This window comes from Rubripirellula tenax (genome assembly GCF_007860125.1).
Classification (GTDB): Bacteria; Planctomycetota; Planctomycetia; order Pirellulales; family Pirellulaceae; genus Rubripirellula; species Rubripirellula tenax.
On record NZ_SJPW01000001.1, the window covers coordinates 137,821 to 154,633 of the forward strand.

Below are 16,813 nucleotides of genomic sequence, written 5' to 3' on the forward strand. Positions count from 1 at the left end.
ATGGACCCCGTAAGAATCTCTTCGATGAACGAACGAATCTTCCGAAAACGCATTGTGTTGGCATGGATAGCCGTGGCGGCATTTGCTTCGCTCGCGATGTCCCAACCCGCTGCGGCGCAAAACAGTTCGCTGATGCACGCACCGATGCCGCCCGCTGCCATGTTGCCTCGCCCAGCCGGCGGTCCGCCATCGATTACCGCGATGGGAGAACTGAATGCGAACCCGTTGGCGCCCGCACCAACGAATCCCGGCGATGCTTCGACACGAGAAACCGCCCCTCGACAATACTCGGCTGGCGAACGGATGCCCGGATCGTACAGCGAGCGTCCGCTGGTGATGATCGACCGTGCCAGTTGGACCTTTCAACCCGCGCCACCTGTTCGAGTTTTCCAAAAGAACGACGTGGTCACCATTCGTGTCGACGAATTGACACGCGTGATGGCCGATGGCGCCGCCAATCAACGCAAGCAAACGCTTTACGAGGCAATCCTTACCGATTGGATCAAGCTTTCAAACTTTCGACTTCGCCCCGACCCACAGGGCAACGGCGACCCGACCATTGCCACCGAATCAAACACCAACTACCGCGCCCAATCGTCGATCCAATCCCGCGAATCGATGACGTTCAACATCGCCGCGACGGTGGTCGACATTCGACCAAACGGCTTGCTGGTTCTTGAAGCCCGCAAAGCGATTCGAAACAATGATAACCTTTGGGAAACGTCGCTGACCGGCGTTTGCCGCGCGCAGGATATTGCACCGGACAATGTGGTGCTTAGCAAAGATCTGATCGACTTGGAAATTCGCAAAGAAGACCAAGGTCATCTGCGAGACGGTTACAAGCGAGGCTGGTTGGCCCGTTGGATCGACCGCGTCAAACCGTTTTAAGGAATCGATACATGATCAACTCTTCGATCGTCCGTTGCGCGTTGTTCGCGATCGGCTTGGCAATGGCAAGCCGAATGTGTGAAGGCGCGGGACTAAAACTGGGCGATATATGCCGCGTCAAAGGCCAAGAAACCAACACCCTTCAAGGCTTGGGTTTGGTCGTCGGTTTGCGTGGCACCGGTGATTCCGATGCCGCGCCAACGGCGCGAGCTCTTGCCCGGATGATGCAACTGATGGGCGGGCCAATGGGCATCGATCGCACCGGCAACTTGGACCTGGAAGATGTTTCCGAAGCACGCAACGTCGCCATGGTGTTTGTTACCGCGAAACTTAGCAATGTCGGTGCCCAACCGGGTGACCTTGTCGACGTGACCGTCAATGCGATCAATGCAAAGAGCTTGGCGGGCGGGACGCTGATGCTGACGCCCATGTTAGGTCCGCGAGCGGACAACCCAACGGTCTACGCGATGGCCCAAGGACGACTGAGCGTTTCGCTTGACGGGCCGGCAACAGCGGCGATCGTCCAGGGTGGCGCGAAGATGGAGGCCGCTGTTACCGCCAGCTTTCAACAGGACGGCAAGATCACGCTGGTCCTTGAAAAAGACTTTGCCAGCTTTGACACCGCCCAAAGGATCGAAGACGAAATCAACAGCCTGTCATCGCTGACACTTGGCGATCCGGCGGATGCCTCGGGACGGTCCACGCAAACACGCGCTCGCGCGATCGATCAACTGCACATCGAAGTTTCGATCCCAGATTTGTATCGCGAGAACCCCATCAAATTCATTTCGTTTCTGCTCAGCACGACCATTCAAATCGCGGGTCATTCGTCTCGCGTCGTGATCAACGAACGCGATGGCGTGGTGGTGATAGGAAAGGACGTAGAGATCGCCCCCGTCTTGGTAACCCACCGCAGTCTGCGGATCGAAGCGGGCGGCAGTGGCGGGTTTGTCCAAGTCGGTGACGCCAACGATGTTCCGGCCAACGCGAAGCTAAAGAGTTTGGCCGACGCGCTCAACGCGCTCGACGTACCCGCCGAGGACCTGATCGCAATCATCAAGACACTGAAACGAAAAGGTGACTTGTACGGCGAAGTGGTTTTCCAGTAGCAGACAACACTCGCCGCCCTTCAAAATCGGATTTAGGAAAAGCACCATGGACCTTCGCTCGGTCGGACCATCATCGATGCCATCGCTTTCGTCGGCACCATTATCGTCGATGCAACCCGCTGCATCGGCACCCGATTTGTCGGGCGAACCGTCCGAGTTGCGGGAAGCGTTTACCGACTTCGTCGGCCAGACTTTGTTCGGCAGCATGCTGACGTCGATGCGAAAGACGGTCGGCAAACCGGCCTACATGCACGGCGGGCGAACCGAAGAAGTGTTCCAGGAACAAATGGACCAACACATCGTGGAAGACTTGACCAAGTCGTCGGCGCACTCGATCGCCGATCCGATGTTTGATCTCTTTAACATGCAACGGAGATCATGATGGATTGGACCAACCGAGTCGAAACGTACCTGAACGAACTGGAACAAACGGCCGAAATCATTGACTTGATTCTGGACGAAACCCGAGTTCGCACGATCGGCGTCCAGACGGATGACGTTTCCGAATCGACGCGACAGCTAAAAGACGCCTTGGCGGATCTGGAAACCAAGATCGCCGAGCGAGAGGACCTGCTACGCGACGCCGACGCTCCACCAAGCGGCCTGACATTGACCGAGAAGCTCGCTGGAAGCCTGAGAATCGAAGACGCTCGCTTGGCAAGTCGCTGCCGGGACTTGGCGGGAACCATCCAAAAAACGCATACACGGGCCGTCTCGCTGTTCGTTTGCCAGTACCATCTGGCCGATTTAACGACGAATTTGGTGGGAATTCTGTCCGGCGCGTCGCGATTGCAAACCTATCGGGCGATCAACGACACCGAACGTCCTTCCAAAGCGGGCGGTGGTTTGTTCGACGAAGCAGCGTAGGCGACGGGAATAATCGCAAAAAAAAACTGTCCACGTCGAGGGGGCAAATTAGAATAGGGTTCAATGTTGCCGTGCTGGCGGCCTTTCGTTTCCCCGTCACCTCTCGAGTAGTCATTGTCAAACGTGAGTGTCGCGACTCCCCATCGACTGCCCGCTTCGTGTTTGGCCGATTGCGCCGAGACGGCTGCACAGATCGACCGTGTCGAGGTCATTCCGTGGAGCGGATTGGAGCCCGTCGCGAGGTCCCGGTGGGAAAAATTGCGTGCGACGCAGCCTGAGTTCAAGACGCCATTTTTCTCGTTGGCATTTTTTGACGCCGTCCAGGCCTCCCGCGGCGATGTATTGGTTGCCGTCATGCGACAAAACAATACGATCGTCGGCTTCCTACCCTTTCATCGGATCGGCAGAGTCGCATGGCCTGCCGGACGATACTTCAACGACGCCCACAACGTCTTGATGCACCCGGGCACCAGATTGGATTGGTCGTGGCTGTTGAAGCAGTGCGATGTCAAAGCCTACGACTTTCACGCGTTGGTCGGTTCAATAAGTCACGTGCCGACGGATTCGTTTCAAGGTTACACACAGTCGTTTAACGCACAAATCGGATCAAACTCGTCTGCATTTCTTGTAGATCTTGAGCGTGAGCATTCGACCATCCGTCGCCAAGAGCAAAAGACTCGCAAGATGGCACGCGAGCTGGGTCCGCTTAGCGTCGAAATTGACTGCCGCGATTCAGACCTGTTGTCGCAAACGATCGATTGGAAGCGTGCCCAGTATCGGCGCACCAACATCCTCGATCTGTTCATGCCCGATTGGACTCGTGAGATGATGCGTCAACTGCACCGTGGTTTCGGTGCAGATGAACCGACCCGCGGGTTGTTATCGGTACTGCGTGCCGGCGATACCGTTGTGGCGGCCCACTACGGCATGATCGAAAACGATCTGTTGCACTACTGGTTCCCAACGTACGCCGTCGAGTACTCTCGCTACTCGCCAGGCACAGCCTTGTTCAAAGAAATCGTTCGCAAGGCCGATCGACACGGTATCCGATGCATCGACATGGGTTACGGCGAACAACCTTACAAGCGAAAACAGACGGATACGATCACAACCGTCGCCCACGGTTGCGTGACGGGATCGACCGTTTATCGCAACTTACGGGCAATCCGATTGACCGCGACATCGGTGGTGAAGCAGTTTCCAATGAAGGGACCGCTCAAGCGAATGCTTCGCATGGTCAAACCGGATGCCGGCATCTCCAAGCTTGGATGATGCCCGCTTCGATGGCGATGTTTTTCGATCGCGGCCGAAGGATCAAGTCGTGTATTCCGAGTTGAACCGCACGTAGTCGCACGTCAGATCGCTGGACCAGTAATCCGCCGCCCCGGCACCTTCACCGACCGTCAATTCGATCGGCACTTCTTTGTTGGCCCGCATCTTCGCGCTCAATGATTTCGCGTCGAACGGGATCGGAGTGCCGCCGCGATAGATTTCTTCGCCGCAGATCTTCAAGCTGGTTTTGGTCGGTTCGATTTTGGCGTCCGAGTAACCGGCGGCGGAAACGATGCGTCCCCAGTTCGGATCGCCACCGGTGATCGCAGTCTTCACAAGGGGGCTGGCGGCGATCGTTTTCGCGATCGTTGCTGCGGCGTCGGTATTGGCGGCACCGCGCACCTGGATCCACATCGTATGAACCGCGCCCTCGCCGTCTTCGACCAGTTGTTTGGCAAGCGCGATGGCAACCTCGTTGATGTGCGATTGAAACTGCAACAGTTCATCGCCAACAAGCGGGTCACCCTGTCCACTGGCCAACAACAAAAGCGAATCGTTGGTGCTGGTGTGACCATCGACGCTGACGCGATTGAAACTGCAATCCGCGGCCTCGGTCAAAACGTCCTTGATTGATTCGGCCGACAGCGGTGCATCGGTCATCATCACGGCTAACATCGTGGCCATGTTGGGCGCGATCATGCCGGCGCCCTTTGCCATCGCGGCAAACTTGATCGTCCGCTGACCGATCTGGATCGCCCGAGTGACCGTCTTGCGTTCGGCGTCGGTCGTGCGAATGGCTTCGGCTGCTCGAACAAACGCCGGTGGATCGGACGCGAGTTCTTTGCTGGCCATATCGATGCCCGCGGTGATCTTTTCCATCGGCAACGGGCGTCCGATCACTCCGGTGCTCATCACCAAGACGGCTTCGGGATCGCATCCGATTCGCTTGGCGACTTCGTCGCACATTGATCGCGCGTCGGCCATTCCTTGATCGCCGGTACACGCGTTCGCATTTCCGCTATTGGTGACGACGGCCCGCAGCTTGTTGGTGGGCGTGCGGCTTCGACAAAGCGTCACGGGCGCGGCAACGATTTGGTTTTTGGTGTAAACGCCTGCGGCGGTGACGGGGTGATCCGTCACGATCAACGACAGATCGCTTTTCCCACTCGCTTTAATGCCACAGGTGACACCCGCGAAACGGAAACCAGCGGGCAAATTGTCTTCGGTTGCGTCCATGTCTGATTGAGCGGTTTTTCGTAGGAGGGAAGTGGTAAGATGAAAGAGGCTTGGCGTGTTGACGGGCCTACACAATGTACGGCAACGTCTCGAAAAGGTCTTAGGTTGAACTTTCCGCAAAGTCTATCGTCAATCGCTTCGCCCCAAACGGGGGCGAACGCTGCTTCGACGACGGTCGGTGATGCCAATATCGTAGAGACTTTCGGGCTGACCAAGCGATACGGGGACTTCGAGGCCTTGGCGGACTGTTCCGTTTGCGTCGAACGGGGTGAAATCTTTGGTCTATTGGGCCCTAATGGAGCGGGGAAAACGACGTTGATTCGGTCGCTGCTGGGCTTCCTGCATCCAACATTAGGGCGTTGCGAAGTCGACGGGCTGGATCCGATGGTGGACGGGGTGGGACTTCGCCAGCGCGTCGCGTACTTGCCGGGCGACGCCAGATTGCCAAGACACATGCGAGGACACGGCGTGCTGCAGTTCTTCGCGGAAATGCATCCCGCGGGCGATCTTGAACGCAGCCTCGCCGTCGCCGAACGATTGGAACTGAATACGAAAACGCGTGTCGCGTTCATGTCCACGGGGATGCGGCAAAAATTGGCGTTGGCCGTTGTGCTAGGGCTGGAGACGCCGCTTTTGATTCTGGATGAACCGACCGCGAACCTGGATCCGACCGTTCGCGCGGCAGTTTTGGATTTGGTGGTGGAATCGAGAAGCCGCGGTCGCACGGTCATGTTTTCGTCTCACGTCTTGAGCGAGATCGAAGAAACTTGCGATCGCGTGGCATTTCTTCGCAGGGGACGTCTGGTACGCGAGCTAAAAATGGCGGACCTGTTTCAGCGTCATCGTGTGACGGCGAAGAGCACCGAGGATAGATTCGAGGTGCCACAAGGTTTGGCCGATCGAGTACGTGTCGGCTCGATCGATCGCGGCAACCAAAAGCTGCTTTGCATCGATACCGATGGTGACTTGTCGCCGATCCTGGGCTGGATCGATTCGCTGAATCTATCGGGAGTCCGAATCGAACCGCTCGGTTTGCGGGCCGTCTACGACTCGGTCCACATGGGCGTCGAGGTTGTGCTTTGATCAATCGAATTTTGGTTCGCAAGTACGTCGGGCAATCGATCTTGCTGTTCGCCGCCTGCGGATTGGCGCTGTTCGCGTTTGCATGGATACGTGTGTGGGTCGTGTGTTTGTTGGACATGGGCCAGTTCACGACCATTTTGGAACAGTTTCGCGATTTTGAAAAATACGCGCCTGTGGAATTCGACGCTCTGTTTACCTACCCCGGCCGCGTCGGGATGACCTATGACGAACCGATCGTCATATTGTGCACGGTGATCTGGTGCATCTCCCGTGGCAGCGATGTGGTCAGCGGTGAACTAGGACGTGGCACGCTTGAAATGCTGCTCGCCCAACCGATCCGTCGCCGCACATTGTTGCTTTCTCACGCAACCGTCTCGGTCGTCGGGCTGACGCTACTTTGCTTGTTGGTTTGGGCTGGCATCGCAGTCGGCGTGATGTTGACGACGGTGAACGAGTCCGTTCCGCCGCCAACCGTCCGTATCCCCATTTTTAATTTCGACCTCCCACTTTCGGTCGACCAACCTGAAATGCAAACGCTCCCTCTAAGCGAGCGTGTTGACGTCGAAATGTTCGCGGCTTCGACGTTTCACTTGTTTGCGTTCGGGTTCTTTCTGCTGGGCCTGGCGACGATGTTCAGTGCGTTCGACCGGTACCGTTGGCGGACCGTCGGCGCAGTAGTCGGGGTCTACGTTGTCCAGTTGGTGATGTTCGGTTTGGGCAAAGCGGCCGAGTCACTGGATTGGTTGTTGTCGATGTCGTTCTTCAGTTGCTACAAACCGCAAAAGATGACTTCGATCGTGGCAAGCGACGGGCTGGCCGCACCGTGGGGATTGACCGACGCAGTGCCCGGCGGCGCATTGCCGCCGTTGGTGTATCCGATGATCCTGATCGGACTGGGACTCCTCTTTTACGCCATCGCGATCTATCACTTTGAACGTCGCGACTTACCGGCGCCGCTGTAGTCTTAATACGACATTGAAACTCGATCGGGTCGCGATAGAGATTCGCAATCGGCCTACTTCGTTACGGCACCGCTGCAACTGCTGCCCGCGCCCGCCGTGCATCCGTAGCAGTGATCAGCGACAGAAATCGTTTGCCGCTTGAACGTATCGAGCGTGTCGATATCCCAAACCGTCGTCGGCGTTTTTCCGCCGATCGGCATGTTCAACATTTGATTGAAGTCACAATCGAAAATGGCGCCATCCCATCCGATCGAAACCAGCGAACGGCACATCACATTTCCAGCAGCGACGGGATTGAAGTTGTCCGCCAATAGTCGCATATAGTCGTCGAGTTTTCCTCGTCTATTCAAGTACGTCGCATATCGTTTGATTGGAATGTTTGTGATGCATAGCAGATGGTCAAATTCGATCGCATACCGCGACTTCAATTCGCGTTTGTAGTCGACTTCCAACGTTGACTGATCGGGCGGCAGCGACGGCCCCGTCGGATTGAAAACCAGGTCCAGTTTCCGCTGCGGATCGCCGCTCCCGTAGCCCAGTCGATTCAGTTTTTGCAGCCCGTCGATGCTGCGTGTGAACACGCCATTTCCACGTTGTCCGTCAACGTTATCCTCCAAATAGCAGGGCAGCGAAGCAACGACGTCGACGCCATTGTCTGCCAAAAATCCGGCAACCCATTCGTAGCCGGGCTCTGACAGAATCGTCAAGTTGCAGCGGTCGATCACACGCAATCCACGACTTCGGAACTCACTCACCATTTCTTGAAAATTGGCGTTCATTTCGGGTGCACCACCCGTCAGATCCACCGTGCGAATCGATTCACAGAGCTGGGCAAGTTCGATGATGCGCGTCGCCGTCCGTGAATCCATGTTTTCGCGTTTCTTGGTCGGCCCAGCTTCCACGTGGCAATGGGTGCAAGTTTGGTTGCACAGTTTGCCCAGATTGATCTGTAGTTCGATGATCGAATGTCGCGACAAAGGTCGGTCGTTGCGATCCATGCGTTGGCCGAACGGTTCGACGAGGCCGGTCGGCAATCCGGCGTCAATGATGGGAAGAAGCGAGGACATCGGTGTCATGTTCAAAGAAAGTTGGGCTGAAAGGGCGGTATTCTATCACCAATGATCAATCGCTATCTCCGTCCGCTGATTTCGTCTCCATCGTGATCCCGATCACGGCGAACGTGCGAGGCCCCAACCGCCAACGCCACGGTCCATGGATCGCCGTTGAAGGTGATGACGGGTGCGCGGCAGCAGCAAGTCGTTGCATCAAAACGGCCGGATTCAAGCCCGTGAAAAAGTTCCTCGACGCGACGGAGTCTCGGACCAACGTTGGTAAGCGGTCGTCGCAGGCGTCTGCCAACTCCGGCAACGTATCGGAAGACACGACATCGGTGATCAACACCGACGTGCCGCCGGCCTTGGCCAGCCCCGCTAACAGACGCAAGTGGCCGTCTCGCACCGCCAAGATCGCGTCGGCGAATCGATCGTGGTCGGGCGGCAACCACTGGATCACAGTGTCGATCAATTGACTGATCAAGCACGTTGAAACCACGACGTCGCCCTGCGGGGCCGACGCGTGCGGCGGGTTGGCCGCGTCAATCAGCCATGCATTCCAATCGATGGCGTCCCAATCCCCCTTTGGCATTCGCCCCAGCATTCCCGTCAAGTCGGCCAACACGTTGGGATCCAGAGACTCTTTGATGCCGGCCGGCAACCCCGACCGGCAATGGGCGATCGCTTCGGCGTCAACGTCCACCAAAGTCGTAGATCGAAAAAGCGGGACAAGTGTTGGAAGGTCCACATCGTTGCCATTGCCGACCCCCAGCAAGACCAGACGTTCCACGCCAGAACCCGTGCGTGATTCAAGTCGCCGCCCCACCGCCTCGATCAAAGCCGTGGTCCGCGCCCGATGCTCGGAAAACGAATCCCAGCCTGCACGCGACTGTCGATTGCGATCAACGTGGATGGCGGCCGCGTCGTGGTGCTGGGAATCCAATGGGCTGCTCGAATCGTCAGTGGAAATCGCAAAAGGTCAATCCGAAGTCTACTGCAGCATGATCGCTGCATGGAACTGCTAGATACGCCCGCGGGGAAGTGGTTTGAACGGATGGGCCGATTGGACGTGTCCCGATAGCCGGATTCCCGACTATCGAGCAAATCGGCTAGGTCTGGTAGGTTGTTGGGTCGAGACACTTTGCACGCGTTTCCGCCCTTTCATTCATCGAGATCATGTTGGTTGCCCTTAGCATCGTTGCCGGATTGGTTCTGTTGGTTGTCGGAGGCGAGTTGCTAGTTCGCGGCGCGGCGTCGTTGGCCGCAGCGTTCAAGATTTCACCGCTCGTGATTGGCTTGACAGTGGTCGCGTTCGGGACCAGTGCCCCGGAATTGGGCGTCAGCCTGCAAGCATCGCTCTCAGGCAACGGCGACGTCGCGATCGGGAACGTGGTTGGCAGCAACATCATCAACGTGCTATTGATTTTGGGCGTCGCCGCGATGGTTGCGCCGCTTGTCGTTTCGAGTCAATTGATTCGCAAAGACGTGCCATTGATGATCGCCGCGTCGCTGGCAGTTTGGTGGATGGCGGCCGACGGCGCTCTCGTTCGCTGGGAAGGCGCCGTCATGTTCGCGTCATTGTTGGCGTACATCGTGCATAGCGTCATCGCCAGCCGCAAAGAAAACAAATTGGTTCAAAGCGAATTCGAAGAATACAGCAGCTCAATCACGTCGAAGAAAGATCTGCTGATCCAAGTCGCATTCTTGATCAGCGGATTGATCTTGCTAGGTGTCGGATCCAACCTGCTGGTCAACGGTGCGACCAAAGTCGCCGTGGCGTTGGGTGTTAGCCAATTGGTGATCGGGTTGACCGTTGTTGCCATCGGCACTTCGTTACCCGAAATGGTGACGTCGGTCGTTGCCAGCTATCGCGGTCAACGCGACATCGCCGTGGGCAATGTCGTTGGCAGCAATCTTTTCAATATTCTATGTGTCCTCAGTTTGACATCCTTGGTTTCACCCAAGCCCATTCCCGTGGATCCGACGGCGATCGAGTTTGATATCCCGATCATGGTGGCCGTCGCCCTGATCTGCTTTCCCGTCTTTGCCACCGGCCACTTGGTCCGTCGATGGGAGGGCGGAATGTTGCTGGTCTACTATGTCGCCTACTCCGCCATCATCGTTTTGGCCGCAACAGCGTCACCGTTGATCGGATCACTCGGACCGATCGTTACCTATGGCGTCTTGCCGCTAACGATTCTCACTTTCGCCGCGACATTCTTTGTCGGCCGGCGAAAGTAGCGAACGTTTTTTAGCGACGATTGCGTTGACTGCATTAACATCGATTACGGTTGGCGAATCCAGTGCCGCGCGTCGGTCGTCGGCGAAGGCTTGGGCAATCGGTCCGGCGGCGATGCCGTCCACGGAGCGCTGGCAAGCGAACCTTGTGCGGCACCAGCGACCGATTTTGGTGCGATGTTTTCGAACTTTTTCGGAGTCGCGAAATCGAGTCGACGGCGCAGTTCTTCCTGCACCTCGGGCGCAATCTCGCTCGCCGGTGGCATCTCCAATGCGATCGCGTTTAGCCGACGCTCATCATCTCGATGCACGTCCGTGGTCGCCGCGAATCGTTGGCGAATGGGATTAGGCTGATCGATCGGCACCAAGAGATCGTCGAACGACAGAGGCACGTTGACTTCGCGCGGCAATGGTTCGGGCCGCTCGGTTCGCGGCCAGACTGGCAACGATTGAGGCAGAGGCAAATGAAGCCCCGAATCGCCTTGGGCGACCTGTTCAGGTAGCGCCAAATCGAGTGATGATTCGGTCGGACCGCTAGCCGCACCGGGACGTTGACGGTCGTCCGAAATGGCTTGGTACCGACGAAACGGTAGCGCAGCAAGGGTGCCGCCGGCGACGATTAAGACGCCAAGAGTGATATTACGCAAGCGAAGGACTCGGAGCTGGATGGAAAGAAACCAGCTTCGTCCATGAAACCAAAAACAAAATGCATCTTGCAACAGTTTGGCATCGGCTCGACGAATACGACTTCATGAGAGAAGTCGCAAAATTTTCAAGGAAAAGATTCGAAACATCGCCGCGAAGGAGCGTACGGGAAACAGTGGTCGCACTAAAAATGTGGCGAAAACAGCCGTCACGCCATCGCTTTCATCATCGACGACGGCGTCTGTATACGCCCGCCACGACGACCGAACCGATTAGCAGAAAACCTAACGACATGGGTTCCGGAACGGCCACGACTCGAAGCGTCCCTGTTGTTCCTAGATCACGGAAGTCCCAGACGCCTTGGGACAACGTCGGTGCTACGACGGATCCGAAACTGCCGACCATGGAGTTGAAGTCGAACAGTTTGAATGTATCACCGATCAACGGCTGGTAACTGTCAACCAGAATCAGTTCGACGATCGCATCGGGCGACATGTCGAGTGTTCCGCTTAGCACCAGTTTGTCAAACTCGGTGATCGAAAGCAGTTCGAAGCTCAGGGTCGAACCGGCTGCGAATTCAGCATTCGCTGCGGTCAGCGTGCCGATACCGTTGCCGGGCGTCACGATGCCACCATCTCGGGCGACAATGTCGGAAACCAAGGTCCCTGTTCCTGCCAGCGTTCCGCCGTTGTTTATCAGGATGTCGTTGCCACCATGAAAACCGTTGATGGACAGCGTGCCGTCGTTGATGTTAGTGAATCCCAAGTACATGTTGTCGCCGTTGAGCGTCATGGTTGCGGCGCCCCGTTTGACGAGACCGGGCTGGTTCCCAACGAAATTACCATCGATCGTGAAATCTTCGTTGACCCAAAAAGTCGTTTGATTGGTGATGGTGCCTTCCCCGGTCAACACAATGCCCGGCGCGTCCACCGTCACACTGCCGCCGCTGTAAATCATGTCATAGGGCAATATGAACCCGGCTGTATCCGCCGCGTCGCCCAACACCAAGCTTGTATTCGAACTCAAACGAATGGTCCCGGTCCCCAGCGCGTTCGTACCAGCCCCAGAGATATTTAGCGTTCCGGCGTTAGCCGCACCGCCCGCCAAATGAATTTCACCGTCGTTGTAGATGTCGATGTTGCGCATCGTTACGGTGCCCGTGCCCACTTTTTGCAGCCGAGCGTACTCGTCGACCGTCACCGACCCCCAATTGTTGAACCCCCAATCGCTCGATCCACCGAATTGGCTGGTTATCAGGTTCGTATTCACCGCCCCGGTGTCGATGCTGTCGTAGTCGCGTACGGCATAAAGACGGCCGACCGCGCCATTGCCAAGGTCGGCACCATTGTTGACCAAGCTTCCGCCGCGCAAGTATTGCATCTCCAAACCAACGCCCGACCCATTCAAGTCTTTCGTATCGCCCGTCTCTAACGTGCCAACGTAGGGATCGCCTACTTTGGTCGGCCGAAACAACCCGTATGCATTCTTCACGGCAAGCCGAGTGTCATTGTTGTGGTTCCACCAAGCGTAGCGAGTCACGTAATCGCGTGAATCCAAGACGGGCAGCACAATGTCAAGGAAGTCGCGATTCCACTGCTGCATGTAGTCACCCGAGAAATTATTGCCGTAGTCGATGCCGCCAAATTCGGTGATCCAGATGTTGCGGTTGTAGGCTTCGTGGTACTCCTCGACTCGCCTTAAAAACAGATTGGCGGCCGACTGGGGACTCGCACTGGAACCGCTGTAGAAGTGGAACGCGATTTCATCGACGACGTGGCCCGCTTGCTCGGCGCCCTCCATGAACTCAGCTAGCCAGGCGCGTGCGGCGCCGGTGTCCGAAACCGCAGGACTGACCAACTTGACGGCCCGTTGACCATTGGAATCGGGAAAGCCATACCGATCGCTGAGATTGGCCCACTGGGCCACGGCATTCGCCGCGGTCATATTCGATTGATCGACAAGCTCCGGCTCATTAAACCCCAACACATACTTGGCACCGCTGGAATCGATTTGGTTGAAACGGTTGGTCCAGCCCGACGCGTTTGCCCCGTTCCAGGCCATCGGGACAAACTCGCCATTGAGCCCGCCGCTGTCGATGGAGATGCTCCAGTCGTAACCCCACGACGCATTGACCGAGTTGATCAGAAAGTTGTCGTTTGCACCGAGTCCACGCTTGTTTTCCTGGCCCTGACAAAGACGCCCCTGAAAGTGAAGGAGAAGCACGATCAACAGAGTCCCAGGAACCTTGGATCGCCGAGAAGTACTGGAGGGGAAAAAAAGCATTGTTGGGGTTCGAAATCAGACGGAGCGGGAAGATATCGGACAAGACGGAACGTTGCCCCATTCTACTTCGATGCCCCAACAAGACACTAACGATGTGCGACCGGACGCTAGTGGTTTGCGGCAATCGGTGTCTCGAAAACGCATAACACGGGCAACCCTACGTGCGCCGGAGGCACCGTTGGCGGGGATCGAACTGAAAAGCAGTTCCGATCCCTGTCACTAGCCGAGGCAGGTCAAGCGACGCCGGCGACGGTAGGCCCAGCCGATCGCAATAGCCAACATCATCCAGCTGTACGATTTCGATTCCGGTACGGCAGTCACGAACGCGATCGATGTGATACCGCGGACTGAAAACAGTCTTTCGTCCGTCACCTGGCCGTTGGCAAAGTTGATCGACTGCAACAGGGTGCCAGTGTCTCCACGGCTGAACGTGAAGGCTCGGTTGTCCGCGTCGAAATCCAATCCGTTGTGCGGATTCGCGTCCAACACATTGATCAATGCGCCAACACCCGTTGTGGGATTCACTTGGTACAGGTGACCTAGCCGATCTTCCACAGGCTTGCTGGCATCGGCGTCGCCCGATTTGACAAACAAGTTGCCGTTTCGGTCGAACGCCATGCCGGTTTGGTTGGTGTTTATCCCAGACTCGCCCACGCGAGTGACATGGCCATCATTCAAACTGAACGTCACCAAATCGTCGGCGTCGCTGCTGAAAACATTCTGGCTGCCAAGCTCCATCCAACCATAAAGTTTGTCGTCGGGACCGAAGGAAATCGAGGGTGAACTGATCCCCGTGATGCCGATGAACGTCGGGACCGCCGTCGCCGGATCGAGTTGATAGAGTTCGCCGACACCATTGGCTCTGTCGTTACGATGGGCAAACAAGGCTCCCGTTTTGGGATGCGCCGCGATCGCCGTAATGTGCTTCAATCCGGTATCGCCGATCTTGGTCGAGGTGCCGGTATCGAGATCCAACAGATAGAGCGACGAATCAAAGTTGACATCCGGTCCGCCGGTCACGGCAATCAGTGCCGCAGAGGCGCCGTTCAGACTCAAACAGAGAAAAACCGATGCAATGACGAGTCGGACGAAGTGGTGGTTTTGGTCGTGCGGGCGCAAGGCAGATTCCTTTCTGTGACAAAACGGCTTCAGATGAGATGCCTGGTCGGTGCCCGCAACCAAACTCTTCCCAGTATGCCTAATCTTCGCGAATCCGCCAACTGGCGTGAATACCAATTTGGCGATGGCTTCTGCCTTGACGTTTTAACGCATTTTCCTTTACTAAACCACGATGGTTCCCATGGAAGATTCGATCGCAGTGCGCCGTCCCGAGCGATGGAGCGAGCCGATGGACGCGTCGATCAGCGATGCCGACGTCTTGTGGCTGCGCTCGCGCGAACCTTTCGCTAGCATGAGTTCTAAATCGTTTCCGCGATCAATTCCGTTGGAAGGCATCCTGCGAAACGACACGCGACTGCATCGCTGTGAACCGGGCGAGATCATCGTTCGCGAGGGCGACTACGGGAACAGCGCCTTCTTGGTCTTGGCAGGTTCGACCGCCGTTTTGGTGCGATCGCTCTTACCCGAACAACTCGGTCGGACGTCCAACGAAAAGCTTTCTTGGACCGAGGCGCTGCGTGGGTACCTCCGCCGCAGTCGCGTGCCGGAATCGAGAAGCCCCGAACAAGTATCAATTTCGAATGCGATCGACGATAGCACATCGTCGGTCCGACGAGTTGATGATCGCCAAGCATTGTTCTTACAAGACTTTGACGCCGTGCTGCGGCGCGACCGCGCCGGGTCGCAGACGCCTGTCTCGCTTGGCCCCGGTGAAATGTTCGGTGAGGTCGCCGCGATGTATCGATCGCCGCGAACGGCAACCGTGATCGCTGAAACGGAAGCGACCCTACTTGAAATTCGATGGCAGGGGTTGAAAATCCTGCGGCGTGACAAAACATTCGCTGATACGCTTGACTCGCACTATCGCGAACACTGGCTGCGAATCCATTTACGAGAACTACCGCTGCTGCGTTACTTGCCCGAATCGAGTTTGGATCGTGTCGCCGCGTCGACTCAGATGCATTCGTTCGGTCGCATGGAATGGAACGCGGACTATCAACGCACTCGCAAGCTTCCCGTCCACCAACAAATCGAATCGGAACCCATCGTCGCGGCCGAGGGTCGCATGCCGACCGATCTGGTCATCGTTCGAAGCGGCTTTGGACGTCTATCCCAAGCGTTTGGAGCTTCCAATCGAACGATCGCCTACTTAGGCAAGGGACACATTTTTGGGTTGGAAGAGATCGCGTTCAATGCGATGCGCCCCGAATCGACTCCCCCCAAACCCTTGTCGCAATCTTTGCGTGCGATCGGATTCTTGGATGCGTTGCTGATTCCGGCCGAAGTATTCGCGGAAGATATTTTGCCGCACGTTCGTCGTAGCGAGTTACCGGAATCGGTGGCCCGCTTGATGCCCAAGGTCAATCACAAAAAATCCGGAAGCGATCCGGTTCACCACGCCAATGATCGCCGAACGGAACAGCGAGAGAATTCCGACCGGCGCAGCGCGGATCGATCGGCCGATCATGGACAACCTGATTGGAAGGATCTGCCCAGTTCCGAAGGCCAACAGTTTCAACCGACAGGGCTGTTAGAGTTCATCGTCCAGAACCGTATCAACAACGGCACACAAGCGATGGTTGTGGACCTGAATCGGTGTACCCGTTGCGACGACTGCGTCAAAGCGTGCGCGGCGACTCATGACGGAAACCCAAGATTCGTTCGCACGGGAATCTCGCACGAGCAACTGTTGTTCGTCCAAGCGTGCATGCAGTGCAGTGACCCCGTTTGCATGATCGGTTGCCCGACGGGCGCCATTTCGCGTGACCAAGAAACCGGTGTGGTTCGTGTTCACGATTCGATCTGTGTGGGCTGTGGCACGTGCGCGGGATCTTGCCCGTATGAAAACATTCGAATGGCCGAAGTCTTTGATCCGAAAGGTCGCCCCTACGCGGATGTCGAGACCGGAAAACCAATCCAAAAAGCGACCAAGTGCGACATGTGTCAGAACCAGCCGAGCGGACCGGCGTGTGTCGCATCGTGCCCGCATGATGCCTTGGTGCGAATCGACTTGACACAATCCAAACCGCTGCAGACCTGGCTTGAACGACGGAGCTAA

General features: G+C 56.7%; 16 protein-coding genes. 10 read left to right on the forward strand and 6 right to left on the reverse strand.

Annotated features, from left to right (window positions below; translation table 11 throughout):
* Positions 1-24: 24 nt before the first annotated feature.
* From Poly51_RS00565 to Poly51_RS00585, 5 genes are all read left to right on the forward strand, one after another.
* Complete coding sequence (locus Poly51_RS00565; protein WP_146453408.1) at positions 25-888, forward strand: flagellar basal body L-ring protein FlgH; 864 nt, start codon at positions 25-27, stop codon at positions 886-888.
* An 11-nt stretch (positions 889-899) separates the two neighbouring features.
* A complete protein-coding gene (locus Poly51_RS00570) occupies positions 900-1,997 on the forward strand; it encodes a flagellar basal body P-ring protein FlgI (RefSeq protein ID WP_146453409.1) in 1,098 nt (365 codons plus the stop codon).
* 46 nt (positions 1,998-2,043) lie between these two features.
* Positions 2,044-2,379, forward strand: a complete 336-nt coding sequence (locus Poly51_RS00575; RefSeq protein ID WP_146453410.1) for a rod-binding protein — start codon at positions 2,044-2,046, stop codon at positions 2,377-2,379.
* The gene (locus tag Poly51_RS00580) at positions 2,379-2,864 is read left to right on the forward strand and encodes a hypothetical protein (protein WP_186775257.1); all 486 of its coding nucleotides are present in this window, start codon (positions 2,379-2,381) and stop codon (positions 2,862-2,864) included. Before Poly51_RS00575 ends, Poly51_RS00580 begins: the two co-directional genes overlap by 1 nt.
* 123 nt (positions 2,865-2,987) lie before the next feature.
* The gene (locus Poly51_RS00585; protein ID WP_246114278.1) at positions 2,988-4,136 is read left to right on the forward strand and encodes a GNAT family N-acetyltransferase; all 1,149 of its coding nucleotides are present in this window, start codon (positions 2,988-2,990) and stop codon (positions 4,134-4,136) included.
* 42 nt (positions 4,137-4,178) lie between these two features.
* Here Poly51_RS00585 and argJ read toward each other — a convergent pair whose 3' ends face one another.
* On the reverse strand, positions 4,179-5,372 hold the full coding sequence (gene argJ / locus Poly51_RS00590) for a bifunctional glutamate N-acetyltransferase/amino-acid acetyltransferase ArgJ (protein ID WP_146453412.1): 1,194 nt from the start codon (positions 5,370-5,372) through the stop codon (positions 4,179-4,181).
* 189 nt (positions 5,373-5,561) lie between these two features.
* On the opposite strand from argJ, the gene Poly51_RS00595 reads away from it, so the two are divergent.
* The gene (locus Poly51_RS00595) at positions 5,562-6,455 is read left to right on the forward strand and encodes an ABC transporter ATP-binding protein (RefSeq protein WP_390621740.1); all 894 of its coding nucleotides are present in this window, start codon (positions 5,562-5,564) and stop codon (positions 6,453-6,455) included.
* On the forward strand, positions 6,452-7,417 hold the full coding sequence (locus Poly51_RS00600; RefSeq protein WP_146453414.1) for an ABC transporter permease subunit: 966 nt from the start codon (positions 6,452-6,454) through the stop codon (positions 7,415-7,417). Before Poly51_RS00595 ends, Poly51_RS00600 begins: the two co-directional genes overlap by 4 nt.
* Positions 7,418-7,470: 53 nt before the next feature.
* On the opposite strand, the gene arsS is transcribed toward Poly51_RS00600, so the two are convergent.
* Both arsS and Poly51_RS00610 read right to left on the reverse strand, forming a co-directional pair.
* On the reverse strand, positions 7,471-8,484 hold the full coding sequence (gene arsS, locus Poly51_RS00605; protein WP_146453415.1) for an arsenosugar biosynthesis radical SAM (seleno)protein ArsS: 1,014 nt from the start codon (positions 8,482-8,484) through the stop codon (positions 7,471-7,473).
* A 55-nt stretch (positions 8,485-8,539) separates the two neighbouring features.
* Entirely contained in the window at positions 8,540-9,259 is a 720-nt protein-coding gene (locus tag Poly51_RS00610) for a hypothetical protein (protein WP_146453416.1), read from the reverse strand.
* Between the two features lie 10 nt (positions 9,260-9,269).
* Here Poly51_RS00610 and Poly51_RS30925 point away from each other — a divergent pair, with 10 nt between their 5' ends.
* Both Poly51_RS30925 and Poly51_RS00620 read left to right on the forward strand, forming a co-directional pair.
* A complete protein-coding gene (locus tag Poly51_RS30925) occupies positions 9,270-9,494 on the forward strand; it encodes a hypothetical protein (protein ID WP_146453417.1) in 225 nt (74 codons plus the stop codon).
* 151 nt (positions 9,495-9,645) lie between these two features.
* Positions 9,646-10,710: a calcium/sodium antiporter gene (locus tag Poly51_RS00620; RefSeq protein ID WP_146453418.1), complete on the forward strand. Its 1,065-nt coding sequence runs from the start codon at positions 9,646-9,648 to the stop codon at positions 10,708-10,710.
* 44 nt (positions 10,711-10,754) lie between these two features.
* Here Poly51_RS00620 and Poly51_RS00625 read toward each other — a convergent pair whose 3' ends face one another.
* The 3 genes from Poly51_RS00625 to Poly51_RS00635 all read right to left on the reverse strand — a co-directional run bounded on the left by Poly51_RS00625 (position 10,755) and on the right by Poly51_RS00635 (position 14,754).
* Positions 10,755-11,354 (reverse strand): hypothetical protein, encoded by a 600-nt coding sequence (locus Poly51_RS00625; protein ID WP_146453419.1) that lies wholly within the window; start codon positions 11,352-11,354, stop codon positions 10,755-10,757.
* 223 nt (positions 11,355-11,577) lie between these two features.
* Positions 11,578-13,635, reverse strand: coding sequence for a glycosyl hydrolase (locus Poly51_RS00630; RefSeq protein WP_146453420.1), 2,058 nt, complete (start codon positions 13,633-13,635; stop codon positions 11,578-11,580).
* A 219-nt stretch (positions 13,636-13,854) separates the two neighbouring features.
* Positions 13,855-14,754 carry a hypothetical protein gene (locus Poly51_RS00635; protein WP_146453421.1) on the reverse strand — a complete coding sequence of 300 codons (900 nt, stop codon included), beginning with the start codon at positions 14,752-14,754 and terminating at the stop codon, positions 13,855-13,857.
* A gap of 181 nt (positions 14,755-14,935) precedes the next feature.
* Here Poly51_RS00635 and Poly51_RS00640 point away from each other — a divergent pair, with 181 nt between their 5' ends.
* Positions 14,936-16,813 carry a cyclic nucleotide-binding domain-containing protein gene (locus Poly51_RS00640; RefSeq protein WP_246114187.1) on the forward strand — a complete coding sequence of 626 codons (1,878 nt, stop codon included), beginning with the start codon at positions 14,936-14,938 and terminating at the stop codon, positions 16,811-16,813.

Coding starts and splice junctions, on each gene's coding strand:
- Poly51_RS00565 (WP_146453408.1), top strand. CDS start 25: ATGAACGAACGAATCTTCCGAAAACGCATTGTGTTGGCATGGATAGCC.
- Poly51_RS00570 (WP_146453409.1), top strand. CDS start 900: ATGATCAACTCTTCGATCGTCCGTTGCGCGTTGTTCGCGATCGGCTTG.
- Poly51_RS00575 (WP_146453410.1), top strand. CDS start 2,044: ATGGACCTTCGCTCGGTCGGACCATCATCGATGCCATCGCTTTCGTCG.
- Poly51_RS00580 (WP_186775257.1), top strand. CDS start 2,379: ATGGATTGGACCAACCGAGTCGAAACGTACCTGAACGAACTGGAACAA.
- argJ (WP_146453412.1), bottom strand. CDS start 5,372: ATGGACGCAACCGAAGACAATTTGCCCGCTGGTTTCCGTTTCGCGGGT.
- arsS (WP_146453415.1), bottom strand. CDS start 8,484: ATGTCCTCGCTTCTTCCCATCATTGACGCCGGATTGCCGACCGGCCTC.
- Poly51_RS00620 (WP_146453418.1), top strand. CDS start 9,646: ATGTTGGTTGCCCTTAGCATCGTTGCCGGATTGGTTCTGTTGGTTGTC.
- Poly51_RS00630 (WP_146453420.1), bottom strand. CDS start 13,635: ATGCTTTTTTTCCCCTCCAGTACTTCTCGGCGATCCAAGGTTCCTGGG.
- Poly51_RS00640 (WP_246114187.1), top strand. CDS start 14,936: ATGGAAGATTCGATCGCAGTGCGCCGTCCCGAGCGATGGAGCGAGCCG.